General features: G+C 76.7%; 21 protein-coding genes. 9 read left to right on the forward strand and 12 right to left on the reverse strand.

Annotated elements, in window-relative coordinates; genetic code table 11:
• Positions 1-352: 352 nt before the first annotated feature.
• On the reverse strand, positions 353-1,294 hold the full coding sequence (locus tag ACI78U_RS00100) for an ABC transporter permease (protein WP_456873237.1): 942 nt from the start codon (positions 1,292-1,294) through the stop codon (positions 353-355).
• Here ACI78U_RS00100 and ACI78U_RS00105 point away from each other — a divergent pair.
• Entirely contained in the window at positions 1,281-2,234 is a 954-nt protein-coding gene (locus ACI78U_RS00105; protein ID WP_456873238.1) for an ABC transporter permease, read from the forward strand. The two genes, ACI78U_RS00100 and ACI78U_RS00105, sit on opposite strands and share 14 nt — an antisense overlap.
• Before the next feature lie 506 nt (positions 2,235-2,740).
• Positions 2,741-2,980, forward strand: a complete 240-nt coding sequence (locus ACI78U_RS00110) for a hypothetical protein (RefSeq protein ID WP_456873239.1) — start codon at positions 2,741-2,743, stop codon at positions 2,978-2,980.
• A gap of 32 nt (positions 2,981-3,012) precedes the next feature.
• Here the strand turns inward: ACI78U_RS00110 and ACI78U_RS00115 are convergent, their stop codons facing one another.
• Positions 3,013-3,468 (reverse strand): hypothetical protein, encoded by a 456-nt coding sequence (locus ACI78U_RS00115; protein WP_456873240.1) that lies wholly within the window; start codon positions 3,466-3,468, stop codon positions 3,013-3,015.
• A gap of 106 nt (positions 3,469-3,574) precedes the next feature.
• Here ACI78U_RS00115 and ACI78U_RS00120 point away from each other — a divergent pair, with 106 nt between their 5' ends.
• The 4 genes from ACI78U_RS00120 to ACI78U_RS00135 all read left to right on the forward strand — a co-directional run bounded on the left by ACI78U_RS00120 (position 3,575) and on the right by ACI78U_RS00135 (position 7,131).
• Positions 3,575-4,351 (forward strand): glycerophosphodiester phosphodiesterase, encoded by a 777-nt coding sequence (locus tag ACI78U_RS00120; protein ID WP_456873241.1) that lies wholly within the window; start codon positions 3,575-3,577, stop codon positions 4,349-4,351.
• 163 nt (positions 4,352-4,514) lie between these two features.
• The gene (locus tag ACI78U_RS00125; protein WP_456873242.1) at positions 4,515-5,864 is read left to right on the forward strand and encodes an MFS transporter; all 1,350 of its coding nucleotides are present in this window, start codon (positions 4,515-4,517) and stop codon (positions 5,862-5,864) included.
• On the forward strand, positions 5,861-6,586 hold the full coding sequence (locus ACI78U_RS00130; protein ID WP_456873243.1) for a thymidine kinase: 726 nt from the start codon (positions 5,861-5,863) through the stop codon (positions 6,584-6,586). Before ACI78U_RS00125 ends, ACI78U_RS00130 begins: the two co-directional genes overlap by 4 nt.
• Before the next feature lie 200 nt (positions 6,587-6,786).
• A complete protein-coding gene (locus ACI78U_RS00135) occupies positions 6,787-7,131 on the forward strand; it encodes an RNA polymerase-binding protein RbpA (RefSeq protein WP_456873244.1) in 345 nt (114 codons plus the stop codon).
• 144 nt (positions 7,132-7,275) lie between these two features.
• Here ACI78U_RS00135 and ACI78U_RS00140 read toward each other — a convergent pair whose 3' ends face one another.
• The 4 genes from ACI78U_RS00140 to ACI78U_RS00155 form a co-directional block, all read right to left on the reverse strand.
• Positions 7,276-7,803: an FxsA family protein gene (locus tag ACI78U_RS00140; protein ID WP_456873245.1), complete on the reverse strand. Its 528-nt coding sequence runs from the start codon at positions 7,801-7,803 to the stop codon at positions 7,276-7,278.
• A 64-nt stretch (positions 7,804-7,867) separates the two neighbouring features.
• Positions 7,868-8,659 (reverse strand): polyprenol monophosphomannose synthase, encoded by a 792-nt coding sequence (locus ACI78U_RS00145; protein WP_456873246.1) that lies wholly within the window; start codon positions 8,657-8,659, stop codon positions 7,868-7,870.
• Entirely contained in the window at positions 8,656-10,293 is a 1,638-nt protein-coding gene (gene lnt, locus ACI78U_RS00150) for an apolipoprotein N-acyltransferase (RefSeq protein ID WP_456873247.1), read from the reverse strand. Before lnt ends, ACI78U_RS00145 begins: the two co-directional genes overlap by 4 nt.
• 187 nt (positions 10,294-10,480) lie before the next feature.
• Complete coding sequence (locus ACI78U_RS00155; RefSeq protein WP_456873248.1) at positions 10,481-11,998, reverse strand: amidohydrolase; 1,518 nt, start codon at positions 11,996-11,998, stop codon at positions 10,481-10,483.
• Positions 11,999-12,102: 104 nt separating this feature from the next.
• Here ACI78U_RS00155 and ACI78U_RS00160 point away from each other — a divergent pair, with 104 nt between their 5' ends.
• Positions 12,103-12,630 carry a GNAT family N-acetyltransferase gene (locus tag ACI78U_RS00160; protein WP_456873249.1) on the forward strand — a complete coding sequence of 176 codons (528 nt, stop codon included), beginning with the start codon at positions 12,103-12,105 and terminating at the stop codon, positions 12,628-12,630.
• Positions 12,631-12,643: 13 nt separating this feature from the next.
• Here the strand turns inward: ACI78U_RS00160 and ACI78U_RS00165 are convergent, their stop codons facing one another.
• Positions 12,644-13,519 (reverse strand): lysophospholipid acyltransferase family protein, encoded by an 876-nt coding sequence (locus tag ACI78U_RS00165; protein WP_456873250.1) that lies wholly within the window; start codon positions 13,517-13,519, stop codon positions 12,644-12,646.
• 37 nt (positions 13,520-13,556) lie between these two features.
• Positions 13,557-14,696: a carboxylate-amine ligase gene (locus ACI78U_RS00170; RefSeq protein ID WP_456873251.1), complete on the reverse strand. Its 1,140-nt coding sequence runs from the start codon at positions 14,694-14,696 to the stop codon at positions 13,557-13,559.
• A 99-nt stretch (positions 14,697-14,795) separates the two neighbouring features.
• Between ACI78U_RS00170 and ACI78U_RS00175 the strand changes: the two genes are divergently transcribed.
• The gene (locus ACI78U_RS00175) at positions 14,796-15,122 is read left to right on the forward strand and encodes a hypothetical protein (RefSeq protein WP_456873252.1); all 327 of its coding nucleotides are present in this window, start codon (positions 14,796-14,798) and stop codon (positions 15,120-15,122) included.
• Positions 15,123-15,218: 96 nt separating this feature from the next.
• Positions 15,219-16,082 (forward strand): hypothetical protein, encoded by an 864-nt coding sequence (locus ACI78U_RS00180; RefSeq protein WP_456873253.1) that lies wholly within the window; start codon positions 15,219-15,221, stop codon positions 16,080-16,082.
• A 28-nt stretch (positions 16,083-16,110) separates the two neighbouring features.
• On the opposite strand, the gene ACI78U_RS00185 is transcribed toward ACI78U_RS00180, so the two are convergent.
• The 4 genes from ACI78U_RS00185 to ACI78U_RS00200 all read right to left on the reverse strand — a co-directional run bounded on the left by ACI78U_RS00185 (position 16,111) and on the right by ACI78U_RS00200 (position 19,862).
• Positions 16,111-17,256, reverse strand: coding sequence for an Rv2578c family radical SAM protein (locus ACI78U_RS00185; protein WP_456873254.1), 1,146 nt, complete (start codon positions 17,254-17,256; stop codon positions 16,111-16,113).
• A 113-nt stretch (positions 17,257-17,369) separates the two neighbouring features.
• Positions 17,370-18,248, reverse strand: a complete 879-nt coding sequence (locus tag ACI78U_RS00190; protein WP_456873255.1) for a DMT family transporter — start codon at positions 18,246-18,248, stop codon at positions 17,370-17,372.
• Positions 18,249-18,262: 14 nt separating this feature from the next.
• Complete coding sequence (locus ACI78U_RS00195) at positions 18,263-18,748, reverse strand: Lrp/AsnC family transcriptional regulator (RefSeq protein WP_456873256.1); 486 nt, start codon at positions 18,746-18,748, stop codon at positions 18,263-18,265.
• Entirely contained in the window at positions 18,723-19,862 is a 1,140-nt protein-coding gene (locus ACI78U_RS00200) for a M24 family metallopeptidase (RefSeq protein WP_456873257.1), read from the reverse strand. Before ACI78U_RS00200 ends, ACI78U_RS00195 begins: the two co-directional genes overlap by 26 nt.
• Positions 19,863-19,931 lie beyond the last annotated feature (69 nt).

Genomic DNA, 19,931 nt, shown 5'->3' on the forward strand with positions numbered 1-19,931 from the left:
GGCGGACACCTCCTGGTGGAGCGGCCGCGGTAGGAACTGACGCCGCCCGCCTCTGCCGCCTGTCGCCCAGAGCACCTTGATCCGTTATCCCTAACAAAGCATCAACCTCATCGCACAGAACAAGAGCCCACGGTTGTCGCGCGGCCGTCAGTCAGACGAGCTTGCCGTCCGGGTCACGGACGTGGGCCGGACGCTGAGCCACGGCACGTCGTTCGGCGGGCCGTGCACCGCGCCGCCGAGATCGGTGACGCGGGGGAGGGGGCGCCGCGGGTCACCAGGACGGGCTGCACGGTGCTCGGCACGGGACCTCCTCGGGACGAGAGCTGGGGAGCCCGTGCGAGGAGCCGGGGACTCAGCGGTGGTCCGGCCGGTTGCGCAGGCCCTCGCCGAGCAGCACGAAGGCGGCCACCGCCACGACCAGGACGACGCTCGGGCCGATCAGCACGTGCGGCGCGCGGGAGGCCGTCTCGCCGCCCTGCTGCAGCAGGATGCCCCAGGACTCGATGGGCCGCTGCAGGCCGACACCGGCGAAGGTCAGGATCGCCTCGGCCGAGATGAGCACGCCGGCGTAGGCGCTGGCGAAGACCACCAGCGGGCGGGCGGCGTTGGGCAGCACGTGCCGGTACAGCAGCCGCAGCGGTCCGGTGCCGAGGGCGCGCGCCGCGGTGACGTAGTCGAGGGCCAGCACCTGGCGGGTGCTGGCCCGCACGACCCGGACCATCGGTGGCCAGCTGAAGGCCGCGAGGACGATGACGACCTGCGGGACCCCGCGCTGGTCGGTGGCGCTGAGCAGGATGACGCCGCCCAGGACGAGCGGGATGCCCGACCAGACGTCGGTGACCCGGGAGACCAGGCCGTCGGCCAGCCCGCCGGCGTACCCGGCGACGGTGCCGAGGACCACCGCGGCCACGCCTGCGATGAGCACCACGGCGACGGCGAGGCCCAGAGACGTCCGGGCACCGTAGGCCACCGTGGCGGCCAGGTCGCAGCCGAAGACGTCGAAGCCGAGCGGATGGGCCCAGGACGGCGGCAGGAGGGAGTCGGCCAGGTCGCACGAGCGGGGGTCGGCGCTCGTGAACGCACCGGGGACGAGCGCCATGGCGCCCAGCAGCGCCACGAGCACCCCGCCGACGACGAGCGGGCCGTTGCGGGGTCGCCGTCCGGTCGTCGAGCGTGCGGGCGGGGAGGAGGACGACGGCACCCGCGGAGTGTGACCGAGCAGAGTCGCGCCGTCGACCGTGGTGATCACCACCGCGCCGGCATGACGCAGGATGTCGGGTGTGCTCGCCTTCACCGTCCGCCGGTTGGGGCAGACGCTGCTGAGCCTCTGGGCGGCGGTGACCCTGGTGTTCATCGCCGTGACGCAACTGCCCGGTGACCCGGTGCGCGCGCTGTTCGGCTTCCAGCCGCCCCCGCCGCAGCTCTACGCCCGCATCCGCACCGAACTCCGCCTCGACGAGCCGGTCCTGGTCCAGTACGTCCTCTACCTGCGCGACCTGGTGACCGGCGACTGGGGGCGCGGCCTGCCCCGGCTCAGCGGGGACGACGTGGTGGCCGGGCCGGCGGTGCTCGACGTCATCGCCGCGGCCGCGCCGGTGAGCGCGGTCCTGCTCGTCGGCGCGATCGTCGTGCAGCTCGTGGTGGGGGTGGTCGCCGGGGCGCTGGCCACGAGCGGGCGGTGGACCGGCACGGGGGTGTACGTCGTGGCCATGGTGCTGGTCGGCACCCCGGTGGTCGTGGCGGCGTACCTGCTGCGGTTCGTGTTCGTCTCGGAGCTGCGCTGGGCGCCGTTCAACGGCCTGTCCGGGGACCCGGCGGCCTACGTGCTGCCGGTCCTCGCGCTGGCGGCGCTGTCGACCGGGTACGTCGCGCTCATCTCCCGCGCCGAGGTGGGGGACACCCTGCGGGCGCCCTTCGTGCTCGCCGCGCGCGGACGCGGGCTGCCGGCCCGGCGGGTGGTCGGGGTGCACGCGCTGCGCCCGTCGCTGACCCCGGTGGTGACCTTCGTGGCCGCCAACCTCGGCCAGCTGTTCGTCGGGCTGATCGTCGTCGAGGGGGTGTTCGTCATGCCCGGCGTGGGCGCGGCGATCCTCGGGGCGATCGAGGGGCGGGACCGGGCGATGCTGGTCGGGTTGACCACGGTGGTGATCGCCGCGGTCATCGTGGCCAACGCGATCGCCGACATCGCCGCGGCGGCGCTGGACCCGCGGGTGCGGCTGCAGCCGGTCAGGTGACGGTCGGGGGGAGCCGGTGGAGCGGGGTCCTCGCCAGCCGAGTTGACATAATGTAAATTATCGGCGCGGAGGATCCGTGGTCGGCGGCCCGGGTGGACGCCGGGATCGGGGCTCGTCGGACCCGTCGGCCCGCAACGCATCCGCAGCGTCGACCCGCGGTGTCCTGCGCGGGATCTTCGTCGACGACGCGGCGCCGGCGAGATGCCCCACGACGTGTCCGTCCGCGACGTCGACGGCGACCCCGGGCTCGTCCCGCCCGCCGTGGCGTCCCGTCAGCCCGGCGGACCTGCCGGCCCGCCGTCCGCCCGTCCCGGTCACCCGGTGCCCGACCCGGCCTCTCCGGACCGCCGTCGGCGTCATCGCCCGCAGTCGTCGCACCCCGGGCGGCCGGTGGTCACCACTCCCCGGACCCCGCCACACCACCGTCAATACGTCACAGTGACGTTAATCGGGTGGGATCACGCGTTCGACGGGCGGTGCACCCGGGTGCTGCTTAGGGTCGGTGCATGGAACTCCGACGTCCGATCGCCGCACTGATGACCGCGTTGGCGCTGTTCGGAGGCGGCGCCACGGTCACCGGCTGCAACGCGGCCGGGCAGGACCAGAACGACGGCACCACCGACGACAGCGAGAACACCAGCGGCAACGACCCGTCCGAGGACTCCCAGGACAACCTGCCGGACAACAGCAACGAGGACCAGGGCAACCCCGAGGACCAGGACGACGACACGCAGGACCCGGACTGACCGGCCGCGCCTGACCGGCCGTGGGCGGCGGCTCAGCCGGCGCGCTCGGTGACCCAGAGCCGGTCGAGCCGGCCGGTGGAGAGCAGCAGGTCGGCCAGGGACTGCTCGAGCTCGGCCTTGGTGTGCCGCTCGCCGAGCAGGGTCTGCACGTCCTCGAGGGCGCAGCGGAGCTGGAACAGCCGGTCCTGCAGGCCGTCGAGGTCGGCGCGCTTGACGAGGACGACGTCGTCGGACAGGCCGGCCTTGGCCGTCGCCGTGCGCTGCTCGTAGGCGCGCTGCCGGCAGGCCTGGCCGCAGTACAGCCGGGGACGCCCGACCGAGCCGGCCTGGGGCAGCACCCGCCGGCACCAGCCGCAGCGGCGGTCACCGCCACTCCCCTGCCCCGTCGTCTCCCCCGCCACGGGACGCCCCGGGTCACGCTCCGCCGTCGTCCTGACCGCCTTCCGGACCGTGCGCGCGGCCGAGCCGCGGACCTGCTGTTCTGCCACGGTCGGGACGCTAGACGGCACCACCGACAGTCCCGCGTGACACGCCCGGGGGACACTCGGGAAGCAGCGCGACGGCGTGTCGGACGCCCGCACTAGCGTGTCGCCCGTGCCCTCCGCCCGGTTCGCCTACCTCGACGGACCGACGCCCCTGGCGATGGCCCACCGCGGCGGCGCGATCGAGCACCTGGAGAACACCATGCCGGCCTTCGAGGCCTGCGTGGCGATGGGCTACCGGTACCTCGAGACCGACGTCCGGGTGACCGCCGACGGCGTCCTGGTCGTCTTCCACGACCCCACGCTGGACCGCGTCACCGACCGCACCGGCCGCATCGAGCACCTGCCGTGGGCCGAGGTCGCCACCGCCCGCATCGGCGGCCGCGAGCCGGTGCTGCGGCTGGAGGAGCTGCTCGACGCCTGGCCCGACGTGCGGTTCAACCTCGACATCAAGGCCGCCGGCGTGCTGGCGCCCCTGGCGCGCACGGTGCACCGGATGGGCGTGCACGACCGCATCTGCCTGGGCTCGTTCTCCGACGCCCGGGTGGCGGCCGCGCGGCGGGTGTTCGGGCCCTCGGTGTGCACCTCGCTGGGTCCCCGCGGCGTGGCGGCGCTGCGGCTGTCGTCGTACTCCCCGCGGGCGGCCGGGCTGGTGCGGATGCAGGCCGGGTGCGCGCAGGTGCCGCTGCAGCTGGGCGGGCGGGCGCTGGTCGACGAGCGGTTCGTCGCCGCCGCGCACGCCCGCGGCCTGCAGGTGCACGTCTGGACCGTCGATACCGCCGAGGAGGCGACGGCGATGCTCGACCTGGGCGTCGACGGGATCATGACCGACCGCCCGGCCATGCTCAAGGAGGTCCTCGAGGCCCGCGGCGAGTGGGTGCCGCGCTGAGCGGGTGGGCACAGCGGCTGCGCGGCTGGCGCACGCCGCGCCGCCGCTGCCCGACCACCTCGAGCCGGTCCTGCGGGACACCGACCCGACGACGTCCCCTGACCGGACATCCCGTGACGGGCCGGTGCTGGAGTTGCCGGGCCGCGTTTGGCACCCTGCGCCGGTGACCGCTCCCGACGTCGACGCCTCGCCCGGGCCCGTCGACCCCGCGCTGCGCCGCGAGCGCTTCGGCTGGTACTCCTACGACTGGGCGATGTCGGTGTTCAACACCAGCGTCACCACGGTCTTCCTGGGCCCGTACCTGACCAGCGTGGCCGAGGACGCCGCCGGCGCCGACGGCCGGCTGCCCTTCCTGGGGCTGTCGATCCCCCCGGGCAGCTGGTTCTCCTACGTGCTGTCGTTCTCGGTGATCCTGCAGGTGCTCGTGCTGCCGCTCACCGGCGCGGTCGCCGACCGCTCCGGGCGCAAGCGGCGGCTGCTGGGTGGGCTGGCCGGCCTGGGCGCGGTGGCCGCGACCTGCCTGTTCTTCGTCGCCGACGGGCGCTACCTGCTGGGCGCGGCACTGTTCGTCGTGGCCAACGTCGCCTTCGGCGCGGCCACGGTCGTCTACTACTCGTGGCTGCCCGACCTCGCCGCGCCCGACGAGCGCGACGCCGTCTCCAGCCGCGGCTGGGCCTTCGGCTACGTCGGCGGGGCGCTGCTGCTCGCCGTCCACCTGGGGCTGTTCCTGGGCGCGGAGTCGCTGGGGCTCACCGACGGCGAGGCGGTGCGCATCTGCCTGGCCACGGCGGGCCTGTGGTGGGGGCTGTTCACGCTGGTCACCGTCTCGCTGCTGCGCGACCGCCCGCCGGGTGCCGGGCACGGCACCACCACCAGCGGGTTCCGGCAGCTGGGGGCGACGCTGAAGGGTATGCGGGCGTTCCCGCTGACGCTGTGGTTCCTCGGCGCGTACCTGCTGTTCAACGACGGCGTGCAGACGGTGATCTCGCTGAGCGCCACCTACGCCAGCGAGGAGCTGGGGCTGTCGCAGTCGGTGCTCACCGGCGCGATCCTCATGGTGCAGGTGGTCGCCGTGTTCGGCGCGCTCGGGCTGGGCCGGGTGGCCGCCCGCTACGGCGCCAAACGCACCGTGCTGGGCTGCCTGGTGGCCTGGACGGCGGTGCTGGTGGCGGCGTACTGGCTCCAGGAGGGCGCGGTCGCGCAGTTCTACGCGCTGGCGGCCGTCATCGGGCTGGTGCAGGGCGGCACCCAGGCGCTGTCCCGGTCGCTGTTCAGCCACCTCATCCCGGCCGGCCGGGAGGCGGAGTACTACAGCTTCTACGAGATCAGCGACCGCGGGACCAGCTGGCTCGGGCCGCTGCTGTTCGGCCTGACCTACCAGCTCACCGGCTCCTACCGGTACGCGATCATCAGCCTGCTGGTGTTCTTCGTCGCCGGGTTCCTGCTGCTGGCCCGCCTGCCGATGCGGCGGGCGGTCGTGGCCGCCGGCAACACCCCGCCCGAGCGGCTGTGAGCGGTCCGGCCGCCGTGCCGGCGTCGGTCCCGGCCGCCGGGGACCGCCGGCGCGCTCCCGCCCCGGCGCACCTGCGCTTCTTCCACGGCCCGATGGACTGCGGCAAGTCCACGCTGGCGCTGCAGGTCGACCACAACCAGAGCCGGCAGGGCCGCTCGGGGCTGCTGCTGACCCAGGGGGACCGGTCGGCGCGGCCGCAGATCAGCTCCCGGGTGGGCCTGGCGCACGACGCCGTGGAGGTCGACGCCGGCACCGACCTCATCCTGCTGGTGCGCAGCCTGTGGGCCGGGGGCCGGCGGGTGGACTACCTGATCGTCGACGAGGCGCAGTTCCTCACCCCGGCGCAGGTCGACCAGCTCGCCGAGCTCGTCGACGCCTCGCACGTCGACGTCTACGCCTTCGGGCTGACCACCGACTTCCGCGCCCGGCTGTTCCCCGGCACCCAGCGGCTGCTGGAGGTGGCCGACGACGTGCAGCGGATCCAGGTCGAGGTGCTGTGCTGGTGCGGCGCGCCGGGGCTGCTCAACGCCCGGGTGGTCGACGGGCAGATGGTGCGCGAGGGCGCCACCGTCGTCGTCGCCGACACCGCCCCCACCCCGGTGCCCGAGGCCGACCCCACACCCGGCCCGGAGGTGCACTACCAGGTGCTCTGCCGGCGGCACCACGTGCTCGGGCAGCTCGGCCCGACGGCGGCCGGCCCGGGCCAGCTCGAGCTGCCCTGACCCCTCCCCGAGTGGCGCCGCTCCCCCGTCCGAGGGGCGGTGCGCGCCCCAATACCACTCCATGCGATGATGGGGAACCGACTCAGCGGAATCTATCCGCGAAATCCGTCGTTGGTCTCCTTGACTCCCCGCGCGGTGGGTACTGCCTGCTGCGACGAGGACACCCGACCGACACCACCAGCACGAGAGGACGGTGTGCCATGGGCGAGCGTTCCCTGCGGGGCAGCCGACTGGGCAGCGTCAGCTACGAGACCGAGCGGAACACCGCTCCGATCGAGCGCCAGTACGTCGAGTACAAGTGCCCCTCGGGCCACCAGTTCACCGTGCCGTTCGCCGACGACGCCGAGGTGCCCGACACCTGGGAGTGCAAGTTCGACGGCTCCGCCGCCAAGCTGGTCGGCGGCGCCGAGCCGGCTCCCAAGAAGGTCAAGCCGCCGCGGACCCACTGGGACATGCTCCTGGAGCGCCGCTCCGTCGAGGACCTCGAGGAGGTCCTGGCCGAGCGCCTCGAGGTGCTGCGCGGCCGGCGGACCCGCGCCAGCTGACGCACTCCCCGCACGACGCGGAACGGCCCCGGTGGGACCCCCCACCGGGGCCGTTCCACGTCCGCGGCCGGGGCGCGGGCGCCGCGCGGTCGTGCTCCGCCCCCACCCGGAGGCAGCGCACGACCTGCGCGCGGGACCAGCCGGTCAGACCGTCCGGCGGCCGGTGTCGGCCGGTTCCCCGTCGACCGGGTCGCCGGCGACCTCCCCTTCGATGACCCGCACCGGGCCGCCCGGGTGCGGGAAGGCCGCGCCGGGCACCCGGGCGCTGCGCACCCGCACCGGGCCAGCGGGACGCAGTCCCAGCCGCGCCGCCACCCCGCGGCCGACCGCGGCCCGCACCAGCGGCCGGGTGACCGGAAGCAGGCACAGCAGCCCGACGACGTCGCCGAGGAAGCCGGGCAGCACCATCAGCGCCCCGCCGACGGCGACCAGGCCGGCGTCGGAGGCGGCCCGGCCCGGCGGCCGGTTCGCCCGTGCGCGCTCGGCCAGCTCGCGCAGCGCCCGCGTGCCCTGCCGGGCCAGCAGCGCCCAGCCCAGCACGGTGGTGGCCAGCGCGGCCAGCACCGTCGCACCCACCCCGATCCAGCCGGCCACCAGCACGAACACGGCGACCTCGGCGAGGGCCCACAGCCCCACCAGCACCCGCACCCGGCGTCCCACCCGGTGCCCCACGGCACGTCCTCCGGCCTGTCCCACGGCTCTCCCCGGTCCGGCCTCGCGGGCGGCCCGGGTCCGCCTACCGGACCTCGCTGGACCGCCCGCCGTCGCGGACCCGTCCCGGCACGGCGCGGGGGACCCGGCCCGGCAGCCGGTCGGCCAGCCGGTCCTGCAGGCCCCACCACGTGACCCGCACCAACGCCTCTTCAACGATCGAGGCGGTCATCTTGCTCCGGCCGAACTCGCGTTCGCTGAAGGTGATCGGCACCTCCACCACCCGGGCGCCGGCCCGCACCGCCCGCCAGGCCCAGTCGACCTGGAAGCAGTAGCCCTGGCTGGCCACCTCGTCGAAGGGCAGCCGGTCGACCAGCTCCCCGCGGACGGCGCGGAACCCCCCGGTGGCGTCGGCCAGCGGCAGCCGCAGCGCCCAGCGGGTGTAGAGGTTGCCCACCCGCGACAGCAGCAGCCGCCGGCGCGGCCAGTCCTCCACCCGGCCGCCGGGCACCCACCGCGAGCCGAGCACCAGGTCGGCGTCGTCGAGGGCGGCCAGCAGCAGCGGCAGCTGCTCGGGGTGGTGGGAGCCGTCGGCGTCCATCTCGACCAGCACGTCGTAGCCGTGCGCGCGGCCCCAGCGGAACCCCGCGACGTAGGCCGGGCCCAGGCCGGACTTCTCGGTGCGCCGCAGCACGTGCACCCGCCCGTCCTGGGCGGCGAGCTTCTCGGCCAGCTCGCCGGTGCCGTCGGGTGAGCCGTCGTCGACCACGAGCGCGTGTGCCGTGGGGACCGCGGCGTGCAGCCGGTCGAGGACGGGTTCGAGGTTCTCCACCTCGTCGTAGGTGGGGATGACCACCAGCACCCGCGGGGCGCTCACCGGCCGCTCCGGCGGGCGCGCAGCGCGGGGACGGCGACGGCGAGCAGCGCGCCGGCGCCGAGGGCGGCCAGTGTCCACTCGGGGGCGGCGCCGAGGCGCTGGGCGACCGTGGTGGAGTCGCGCTGGGCGACCTCCTCGACGAACACCGCGGAGGTGAACAGCTCCGAGCGGCGGACCAGCGTCCCGTCGGGGGCCACGACCGCGGAGATGCCGCTGGTGGCCGCCACGACGACGGTGCGGCCGAACTCCACGGCCCGCAGCCGGCTGGCGGCCAGTTGCTGCTCGCTCTCGTCGGTGTAGCCGAAGGTGGCGTTGTTGGTCTGGACGACGAGCATGCCCGCCCCGGCCTCCACGGTGTCGGCGACGAGGGAGTCGTAGACCACCTCGAAGCAGATGACGTCGCCGACCCGCGCGCCGGCCATGTCCAGGACGCCGACCTCGGTGCCGTGCACGAAGTCGCGGCGGACCAGGTCGACCTTGTCGCTGAAGAAGCGGAAGAACGCCCGCGCGGGCACGTACTCGGCCAGCGGCACCGGGTGCCGCTTGACGTAGGTCTGACCCGGCCCGGTGTCGGGGTCCCACACGATGCCGGTGTTGGACAGGTACTCCCCCGGGCCCTGCACCACCGCGCCGACCAGCACCGGCGCGTCGACGGCCTCGGCGGCCCGGCTGATCTGCGCGGCGGCGTCGGCGTTGGCGTAGGGGTCGATGTCGGAGCTGTTCTCCGGCCAGACCACCAGGTCGGGCTGCGCGGCGTCCCCGGCCGCGACCGCCTCGGCCAGCTCCAGGGTGCGCTGCACGTGGTTGTCCAGCACCGCCCGGCGGCGGGCGTTGAACTCCAGGCCCGCCTCGGGGACGTCGCCCTGGACGACCGCGACGGTGCGCGTGGGGCCGCCCGCGGTCAGCGAGGGGCCGGGCAGCGGCAGCCAGGCGGCCGCGCCGAGCAGGGGCACCACGGCCACCCCGGCCAGCGCCGCGGCCGCCGTCCGGACCGCCGGCCCCCGCCGGCCGGGATCCCCGGGACGCCGGGCGCGGGCCAGGGCCAGCACCGCCGTGGCCAGCAGCGTGCCGGTCAGGGCCACGGCGAAGGAGACCAGCGGGACCCCGCCGTAGGCGGCCAGCGCCAGCAGCGGCCCGTCCGTCTGGCTGGTGCCGAGCCGGCCCCAGGGGAACCCGCCGAGCGGGACGCGGCCGCGCAGCGCCTCGACGGCCACCCACAGCGCCGCGGTCCACAGCGGCCACAGCCGCAGCCGGGACACCGCCGCGGTCCCCGCGCCCAGGGCGGACAGGAACAGCGCCTGGGAGACGGCCAGGGCCAGCCAGGGGAACGCGCCGACGTAGATGCCCGTCCACGACAGCAGCGGCACGAAGAACGCCAGCCCGCAGACCAGGCCCAGCCAGGCGCCGACCCGGGCCCGCTGCCCGTGCACGGCCAGGGCCAGCGCGGCGGGGCCGAGCACGGCGAGCGGGAGCAGCGACCAGCCGGGGAAGGCGAGCAGCATCGCCGCCCCGCCCGCCGCGGCCAGCGCCGTCAGCCCGAGCAGCGCCCACCGGGCCGGCCCCCGGGACGGACGGCCGGGGCGCTCGGCGGCGGCGCCGGCGTCGAGTGTGCCCGCCGCGGCTGCTGATGGCACCGCTGACCTCCCCGCGACGTCGTGCCGCGGACGCACGGCCCGGGCCCCGGCTGGACGCCCGCGGGGACCCGCGGGCGCGGACCACGGCGTGGTCCGCCGACCAGCATCCCATCCCACCCGGCCGGACCGGCCGCACGACCGGCGGCGTCCCCCGCGGGTGCGGCCACCGGACCCCGCACGTCACCCGCTACAGCGACAGCACCTCACCGGCCACCACCAGGGCGGCGCAGCCGGGCCGGGCGCGCTCGGCGAGCACCGCCGACAGCCCGGTGCCCGTGGCCCACAGGGCCAGGTCGGCCGGGGCGCCGACCGCCAGCGGCCCGGCCGGGGTCTCGGCCCGGACCGCGTGCCAGCCGCCGTGGGTGGCCGCGTCCAGGGCGTCGAAGGGGCGCAGGCCCGCACCGGGCGTGGAGTGGTCGACCGCGGCGTGCACGCCGCCCCACGGGTCCATCGGCGTCACCGGCGCGTCGCTGCCCAGCGCCAGCGCGACCCCGGCGTCGGCCAGGTCGGCGAACGGGTTGGTCGCCCGGGCCCGGTCGACGCCGAGGCGCTCGGCGTACATGCCGGCGTCCCCGCCCCAGGCCGCGTCGAAGGCGGGCTGCACGCTGGCGACCATCCCCCAGTCCCGCATCCGCCCGATCGCCTCGGCACCGGGCATCTCGACGTGCTCGAGCCGGTGCCGGCAGGCGCGCACGGCGGGCAGCCCGAGCTCGGCGACCACCGCGCCGACGGCGTCGAGCACCTGGTCGACGGCGGCGTCGCCGATGACGTGGAACCCGGCCTGCACGCCCGCCGCGGTGCAGGCCCGCAGGTGGTCGACCAGCTGCGCGGGCTCGAAGCGCAGCGCCCCGGCGGTGGCGGGCCGGTCCCGGTAGGGGGAGCGCAGCGCCGCGGTGTGCGAGCCGAGGGCGCCGTCGCAGAACAGGTCCCCGCCGGCGCCGGCCAGGCCGAGCTCGCGCACCACCTCGAGCCCGCCGCGCTCGGCGAGCTCGCCCCAGTAGCCCACCACCCGCGGTCCGGGCCGGTCGGTGGCCAGCGCGAGGAGCGCGCGCAGGTCCTCGGCGCTGGACACCTCCGGCCCGGCCATCTCGTGCAGGCTGCCGATGCCCAGCCGGGCGGCCTCGGTCAGCGTCGCGGCCTGCGCGGCGGCCCGCTGCGGCGCCGTCACCGCGCCGTAGGCGGCCTGCCGGGCGGCGTGGTGGGCGTCCAGGCGCAGCTGCCCGTCGGCGGAGAAGCCGGGCAGGTCGCCGATGCCGGGCACCCGGTCCAGCAGGGCGGTCGACACCGTCGCGGAGTGCACGTCCACCCGCGCCAGGTACGCCGGGCGGTCGCCGACGACGGCGTCGAGGTCGGCGCGGGTCAGGCCGCGGCCCTCCGGCCAGCCGGTCTCGTCCCAGCCGGTGCCCAGCAGGATCCCCGGCGGCGTGCCGGCCACCGTCGCGGCGACGGCGGCGAGGGCGTCGGCGAGGCTCGACCTCGAGTGGAGGTCGAGACCGGTGAGCGCCAGGCCGGTGGCGGTCGCGTGCACGTGGGCGTCGACGAACGCCGGGGTCAGCAGCGCGCCCTGCCCGGCCAGCACCCGGCCGGCCCGCGGCGCCTCCCCGGCCGCGCCCAGCCAGGCGATCCGCCCGTCGACGACGAGCACCGCCCGGCCGGGGCGGTCACCCACGGTGACGTCGGAGACGAGCAGGTCGGCGGCGGTCATGGCGCCGAGCATGACGGCGCCCCGCCGCGGCCCCGCGCCCGGGTGACGGCGTCGGCTGCCTCCGTCGGGTGGCCGGGGCCGTCCGGCGGCGGTAGGCAGGACCGGTGCCGGACGGGGACCTGCTCACCCCCCGGCTGCGGCTGCGCCCGTGGACCACCTGCCGCGACGACCTGGCCCGGCTCACCGACATCTACGCCCGCCCCGAGGTCACCCGCTGGCTGGGCGGTACCCCGTCGGTGGGGCCGGTGGAACTGGTCGGCCGGTGGGCCGAGGTGAGCCGCGCCGACCCCCGCTTCGGCTGCTGGGCGGTCGAGGTGCGCGGGCAACCGCCCCTGGTCGCCGGCACCGTGCTGCTCAAGCCGCTGCCCGACGGCGTCGGCGAGGTGGAGGTCGGCTGGCACCTGCACCCCGACTGCTGGGGCCGCGGCTACGCCACCGAGGCCGCGCGGGCCGTGGTCGAGCGCGCCTTCGGCGCCGGGGTGCCCGAGGTCTACGCCGTCGTGCGGCCCGGCAACGAGGCCTCGCTGGCGGTCTGCCGACGGCTGGGCATGCAGCCGCTGGGCCGGCTGCGCCGCTGGTACGACGTGGAGCTGGAGGCGTTCCGGCTGATGGCCCCGCCGGTGGTCGACTGACCCCGGCCCCGGGTCACGCCGCCGCGCCGGGGGGCCGGCGTCGGCCGGTCAGCCGGGCCCGCAGCCGCGCCCGGCGCCGCGTGCGCACCCGCTTGCCGGCGGCGTCCTCGACGTCGCGCGCCGCGGCCTCCGCCAGGGTGGGCGCGGTGCCGCCGAGGTGGACGGGCAGCCACCACCGGTCCTCGGGGCCGTCTGGCTGCTGGGGGTAGGTGCGCTGGGCCTCGTCGAGCAGGGTCTCCATCGCCGCCCGGGTGCGGGCCAGCAGCGCCACGGGGGTCTCCCCCGGCTCGGGGACGAGCGGCTCGCCGAGCAGCACGGTCACCGCCCGGCCGCGGGTCAGGTCGACCGGCCGCTTCTTGGTGGCCACCCGGTGCCCACCCCAGACCGCGGCCGGGATGATCGGCACGCCCGCGTCGATCGCCATCCGGGCCGCACCGGCCTTGAGGTCCTTGACCGTGAAGCTCTGGCTGATGGTCGCCTCGGGGAACACCCCGACCAGCTGGCCGTCCTTGAGCGCCCGGACGGCGGCCTCGAAGGCGGCCGCCCCGGCCGTGCGGTCGACCGGGATGTGCTGCATCGCCCGCATGAACGGCCCGGCGAACCAGTGGCCGAACACCGACGCCTTGGCCATGAAGCGCACCAGCCGGTGCCGGGGCAGCGCGGCCAGCCCCAGGAAGGTGAAGTCGAGGTAGCTGACGTGGTTGCTGCAGATCACCGCCCCGCCCGCGGCGGGCACGTGCTCGGAGCCGCGGACGTCGAAGCGGAGCCGCAGCAGCCGGAAGATCACCAGCGTCACCCGGACGACCAGCCGGTAGGGCGCGTCCCGGCGATCGGGGTGGGACCCGAAGGTGTCGCGCCGGACGACGTCCCGCCAGCTCGCGGTGTACATGGCCGGACGATAGCCCGGTCGCCTGGGAGCCACCTGGTCACGCCCCCGGCGTCCGGTCGACGGCGGCGCGCACGACGGCGGCGAGGTCCCCGGTCTCCCGGTGCACCCGCCGCTGCAGGTCCGCCCCGGTGCCCCGGGCGAGGACCGCGGCGACGCCGTCGGCGACCCGCTCCCGGTCCCCAGCGGCCGCCAGGGCCGGCCCGACGTGCTCGAGCAGCGCCGCGACGACGTCCACGGCCGGCGCGGGCCGCCCGGTGCGGGGGTGCACGAGGTCCCCGGCGGTCCCCGACCGGCCGGCCCGCCACGCCGCGACCCGCAGCAGCTCCGCCCGCACCGGTGGCACCGGCCGGCCCGCCCGCCACTCTCCCGCCGCGGTGTCGACCAGCGCGCGCACCAGCCCGGCGTGGGTGACCGCGTCCTCCACCCGCAGCGCGACGTCGGCCACCCGCACCTCGACCGTCGGCCAGGTCAGCGACAGCCGGGCGTCGAAGTACACCTGGCCGGCGTCGACGATCGTCTCCGTGGCCACCAGGTCGGCGACGGCCCGGTGGTAGCCGGCGGCGTCGCCGAAGGGCTCGGCGGCCCCCGCGGAGGGCCAGCGGTTCCAGGCCTGCGAGCGGTAGCTGGCGTAGCCGCTGTCGGCGCCGAGCCAGAACGGGGAGTTCGCGGTCAGCGCGGTGAGCACCGGCAGCCACACCCGGATCCGGTCGAGGACGGCGACGCCCTCCTCGTCGTCGGCCACGGAGACGTGCACGTGGCAGCCGCAGGTGAGCTGGTCGCGGGCGATGAGGCCGAAGGTCTCCTCCATCGCGCTGTAGCGCTGCCCGGGCGTGGGCGCCGGGTCGACGGCGACCGGGGAGGTGGCGAGCGCCGCCACCCGCGCCCCGACCGCCTGCGCGGCGTCGTCGGCCCGGCCACGCCAGGCGCGCAGCTCCCGGTCCACCTCGTCCAGGCCGGTGCACACCCGGGTGCCCAGCTCCAGCTGCTGTTGCTTGAGCTCGGGCACCAGGTGGCCCCGCGCCCCGCCGTCGGCCGCGTCGTTCTCGCGCTCGTGCTCCTCCGGGGTCTCCCCCTCCCCCCGCCGGGAGGCCACCGCCAACGCCTCGGGCCCGCGCGGCACCGGCGTCCCCGACGGGTCGACGACCAGCAGCTCCTCCTCGACCCCCACCGTGCGCACCGGGACATCGTGGGCGCGCGGCACCGGCGGCGCAGGACGACCGTCCCGGCGGGCCGGTGCCGTGGTGGGGATCCGCGGCCCCGACTCCAGGAGGACCTCGTGACCCTCGGCCGGATCCTCGGCACCGCCTCCCTGCCGCTCGGCGTCCTCGCCGCGGGCATGGGGTGGTACCTCGCCGACCAGCGCGCCGACCAGCGCCCCGACCAGGCCGCCGGCGGATGGGCCGTGATCGCCGTCGGCGTCCTGGTCGGGCTGGTCGCTGCGGGCATGCTCGTCACCGGGTGGCCGCGCGTGCAGGACTCCCCCGGCGGCAGGCGGACGACGGCCGGGTCCGCGGCCGGGACGGGCGCCACGGCGGCCGGCCTGCCCGATGCCCGCGGCACCTCCGGCAGTGGCGGGGCGGGCCTGCTCGCCCTGCTCGGCTGACCGCGAGCGCTCCTTCCCCGTCGTCCTCGGTGTGGGTTTGTGGCTCTGTCCGTGGCCGAATGGACATTTGTTGGGGATAACGGCTAACATGACGGGGTGAGCAAGACGTGGCAGGGGCCGCTGCCGGAGATGCCGTCGGTGCCCGCGGCGCGCGAGTGGGCCCGGCTGGAGTCGCCCGAGGGCTACGCGGTGCAGTGGCGCCGGCTCGTCGACGCCGCACTGGAACTCGGCCTCGGGCCCGAGGAGCTCGCCACCGGCGGCATGGACGACGTCGCCGCGGCTCGCGGCTGGAAACCGGCCACGGTCACGCTGTACAGCAAGGTCGCCCGCTACGGCGGGGTCCCCCTGCCCACGCCGCCCACTCCCGAGCCCGATCCCCGCACGCTCGACCTGCGGCCGCTGACCGAGGTACGGGGCGAGCAGCCCGAGCACCTGCGCACGGTGGTGTGGTGTGCGATCGCGCTGCACTGGCCCGCGCCGGTGGGCACCTTCCGCGACCTGCGCCGCGACCAGGTCCACCCCACGAGCCGGCGGCTGCTGGTGCGCACCGACGACGGCGAGTGGGCGGTCCCGGGGGCGCTGACCGCGTGGCACGCCTGGGAGACCGTCCGCAACCGGTTCCCGGCGCTGGCGGCCAGCCCGTGGGTACTGCCGGCACTGCGCCGCGGGCCGGGCTTCACCTCGGAGGTCGGCGGGCGGCTGTCGAGCCAGGCGCTGCAGGTGACCTTCACCAAGCACGCCGTCCGCACCGCGCTGCACCTGCGGGGCACCACCGCCGGGCGGCGCCGGCAGCAGGCCGAGGCGCTGGCGGCGGTCTACGAGACGCTGTCCTACGACTCCTACCGCCGGCTGGCGCTGGCGGCCGGCGCCGAGCCCGTCGCCCCCCGGGGCGCGGTCCGCGCCGAGCGCGCCGCGCGGGCCAACCGCGGGGCCGGCGCGCCCGCCCCGGCGGGCCGCTGACCCCTCCCCTCCCCTGCCGGGCGGCCCGTCAGAGCAGGGCCAGCTGCCCGGGGACGGCCTCGTCGCGGGCCGCGGGGCGGGTCCTCCTCCGGCGGCCGGTCACCGGCCGGTCGTCCCGCGGCGGCGGCAGGCTGCCGGCCGGGAACGAGGCCTCGTCGCCGGGCACCCCCGACGGCGGCCGGCCCTCCCGCGCCTGTCCGCCCGTGTGGCGGTCGAGGCCGTGCCGGCGCAGCAGCGGCGCGATCCGCTCGGCCAGCCACGAGCGGTACTCCGGCGGCACGTAGGCCCCGCCCCGGTAGAGCTGCCGGTATCGCGGCACCAGCGCCGGGTGCTCGCGCGCCAGCCAGGCGGAGAACCACTCCCGGGCGCCCGGGCGCAGGTGCAGCGGCACGACGGTGACCCCGGTGGCGCCGGCGGCCGCGATCGCCTCCAGGGCGGCGTCGAGGTCGGCGAGCCGGTCGGTGAGGCCCGGCAGCACCGGGGCCAGGAAGACCCCGCACGGCAGGCCGGCGTCGGTGACCGCGCGGACCAGGTCGAGCCGGGCCCGCGGCGAGGGCACGCCCGGCTCGAGGGAGGCGTGCAGCTCGTCGTCCCAGATGCCCAGCGACACCCCGAAGCCCACCGGCACGTCGCGGGCGGCGCCGTTCAGCAGCGGGAGGTCGCGGCGGGCCAGCGTCCCCTTGGTGAGGATCGAGAACGGCGTGCCCGAGTCGGCCAGCGCCCGGATGACGCCGGGCATGAGCCGGTAGCGCCCCTCGGCGCGCTGGTAGGGGTCGGTGTTGGTGCCCAGCGCCACGTGCTCGCGGCGCCACGACGGCCGGGCCAGCTCCCGCCGCAGCACCTCGCCCAGGTTGGTCTTGACCACGATCTGGGTGTCGAAGTCGTGACCGCTGTCGAGCTCCAGCCACTCGTGCGACGAGCGGGCATAGCAGTAGATGCACCGGTGGAGGCAGCCCCGGTACGGGTTGATCGTGTAGGCGAACGGCATCCGCGAGCCCTCGGGGACCTTGTTCAGCGCCGACCGGGACAGCACCTCGTGCAGCGTCACACCCGGGAACTCGGGCACCTGCACGCTGCGCAGCAGCCCACGGGCGCTGGGCATGCCCGGGAGCAGCGTCCCGTCGTCGGCGTCCAGCCGTTGCCCGTCCCAGCGCACCCCGGGATGCGAACACACGTTCGATCGGATGTCCAGCCGGTGCGTCGTTGTTGGGTCGTGTCATCGGTTCGTTGTTGACGGTCAATTGGGGATAACGGTCAAGGAGGCGACAGGGTCGGGCGACGGCCGACTCACCTCACGTCGTCCGCCTGGGATCCGCCGCCGCGGGTGAGCAGGACGACCCCGACGACGGCCAGCAGCCCGGCCGGACCCCACACCGTCGCGTGACCGGGCTCGAGGTGCTCCCCCAGCAGCAGCCGTGCCGCCGGCACCGCGGCCAGCGGGTCGAACACCACCAGCGCGGGCAGCGACCAGCTCAGCGACCCGCGCCCGTAGGCCTGCTGGGCGCCCAGCTGGGAGACCACCGACGCCACGACGGCGCCCCACGGCTCGGGCCGGAGGAGCGCGGCGGCCGGCCCGTCGGCCGACAGCACGCCGAGCGCCGCCGAGACCAGCACCGCGGCCACGCCGGCGGCCAGGCCGCCGGTGACGCCGCAGGCCAGCGCGGCACCCCGGCCCGGGCCGAGCCGGGCGGTGAGCGCGACGGCCAGCGTGACCACCACGACGGCGGCCACCGAGGTCCACGCGGGCGGCGGCCCGCCGGCCACCGCGCGGCCCGGGCAGGCCGCCACGACGAACACCGCCAGCCCGCCCACGGTGAGCAGGGCGCCCAGCCACTCCCTCCCGGACGGAGACCGCCGCGTGCGCTCCGCGCGCACCCCGAGGGCGGCCACCAGCTGGCCGGCGAGCAGCGGCTGCACCAGCGCCACCGGGGCCAGCGCGAGTGCGGCGACCTGGGCCCCGGTGCCGCTCGTGGTGGCCGCCTGGCCCAGCACCCAGGTGCGCTGCCGGACCAGGGCCCGCAGGCGCAGCCGCCCGCCGGCCGCGGCCCGGGCGGCCGCCTCGTGCTGCAGCACCGAGCCCAGCCCGAACAGCAGCGCCGCGCCCAGGGCGAGCAGCGTGCCGGGCAGGTGCTCGCCGACCCCGCGGGCCACGCCGAGATCGGACACCCGGTCCTCCGGACTCAGACGGGAGGGCGGTCCTCGTAGAAGGTCGACAGGACCACGGTGGTCCGGGTGCTCACGTTGGCCGTCGTCCGGATCTCGCGCAGCAGGGCCTCGAGCGCCTCCGGCGAGGCCACCCGCACCTTGAGCAGGTAGCTCTCCACCCCGGCCACCGAGTAGCAGGCCTCGATCGCGTCCAGGTGCACCAGCTTCCCCGGGGCGTCGTCGGCCCGCGCCTGGTCCAGCGGCGTGATCGACACGAAGGCGGTCAGCCCCAGCCCGACCCGGCGGGCGTCGACCGCGGCGCGGTAGCCGGTGATCAGCCCCCGCTGCTCGAGCCGGCGCACCCGCTGGTGGACCGCCGACACCGACAGCCCGACCCGTTCCGCGAGCTCGGTGTAGCTCGCCCGCCCGTCGCGGGCCAGCGCGGCCAGCAGCGCCCGGTCGACGTCGGGCGCGGCGGGGTGCTCCCCGCCCGGCTCAGCCGGGGAGGACGCCGAGCGCACGGGGGCCCCGGTTGAGGACGCGCACGCCCTCGTCGGTGCAGACGACGATGTCCTCGATGCGGGCGCCGGCGCGGCCGGCGAGGTAGATGCCCGGCTCGACGGAGAAGGCCATGCCCGCCTCCAGCGGCAGGTCGTTGCCCGCCACGATGTAGGGCGCCTCGTGGGTGTCCAGCCCGATGCCGTGCCCGGTGCGGTGGATGAAGTGCTCGCCCCACCCGGCCGCGGTGATCCGGTCGCGCGCGACGGCGTCGACCTGCTCGGCGGTCACGCCGGGCCGGACGGCGGCCACGGCGGCCTCCTGCGCGTCCTGCAGCACGGCGTACCACTCGGCGACCCCGGCCGGGGGCTCCGCGCCGACGACGTAGGTGCGGGTGCAGTCCGAGCGGTAGCCGGTGGCCGTCTCCCCGCCGATGTCGACGACGACGACGTCGCCGGCCTGCACCACCCGGTCGGAGAGCTCGTGGTGCGGGCTGGCGCCGTTGGGCCCGGAGCCGACGATGGTGAAGTCCACGCCCACGTGCCCCTCGGCGAGGATCGCCGCGGCGATGTCGGCGCCCACCTCGGCCTCGGTGCGGCCCACCCGCAGCCACTCGGCCATCCGCGCGTGCACCCGGTCGATCGCCGCGCCGGCGGCGGCCAGCTCCTCGACCTCGGCCGGCGTCTTGACCATGCGCAGCCGGTCGAGCACCGGCGTCGCCAGCTCCAGCACCGAGCCGGGCAGCGCGCGGTGCACCCCGAGGGCGTGCTCGGCCCAGGTGCGGGCGCCGACGGCGACCCGGGTGGGTGTGCTGCCCAGCCGGGCGGTCACCTCGCGGGCGACGACGGCGAACGGGTCGTCGGTCTCGTCCCAGGCGACCAGGTCCAGGCCCAGCGCGCCGGCCGGGCTGGCGTCGACCATCGGGGCCTCCAGCCGCGGCACCACCAGCAGCGGCTCACCGCGGCGCGGCACGACCAGCGCGGTCAGCCGCTCCATCGCGTGCGCGTGGTAGCCGCACAGGTAGCGCAGGTCCGACCCCGGGGTGAGGACCAGGACGTCGGCGCCGACCTCCGCGGCCACGGCGCGCGCGGCGTACACGCGGTCGGTGCTGACGAGGGCCCCCGTGCTGTCTGCCACGCCCGGACACTAACCCCGGGCTCCGACCGCTCCCCCGCCGGTTTCCCCGGCCGTTACCGTCCCCGCCCG

Source organism: Geodermatophilus sp. SYSU D00710 (assembly GCF_054050195.1).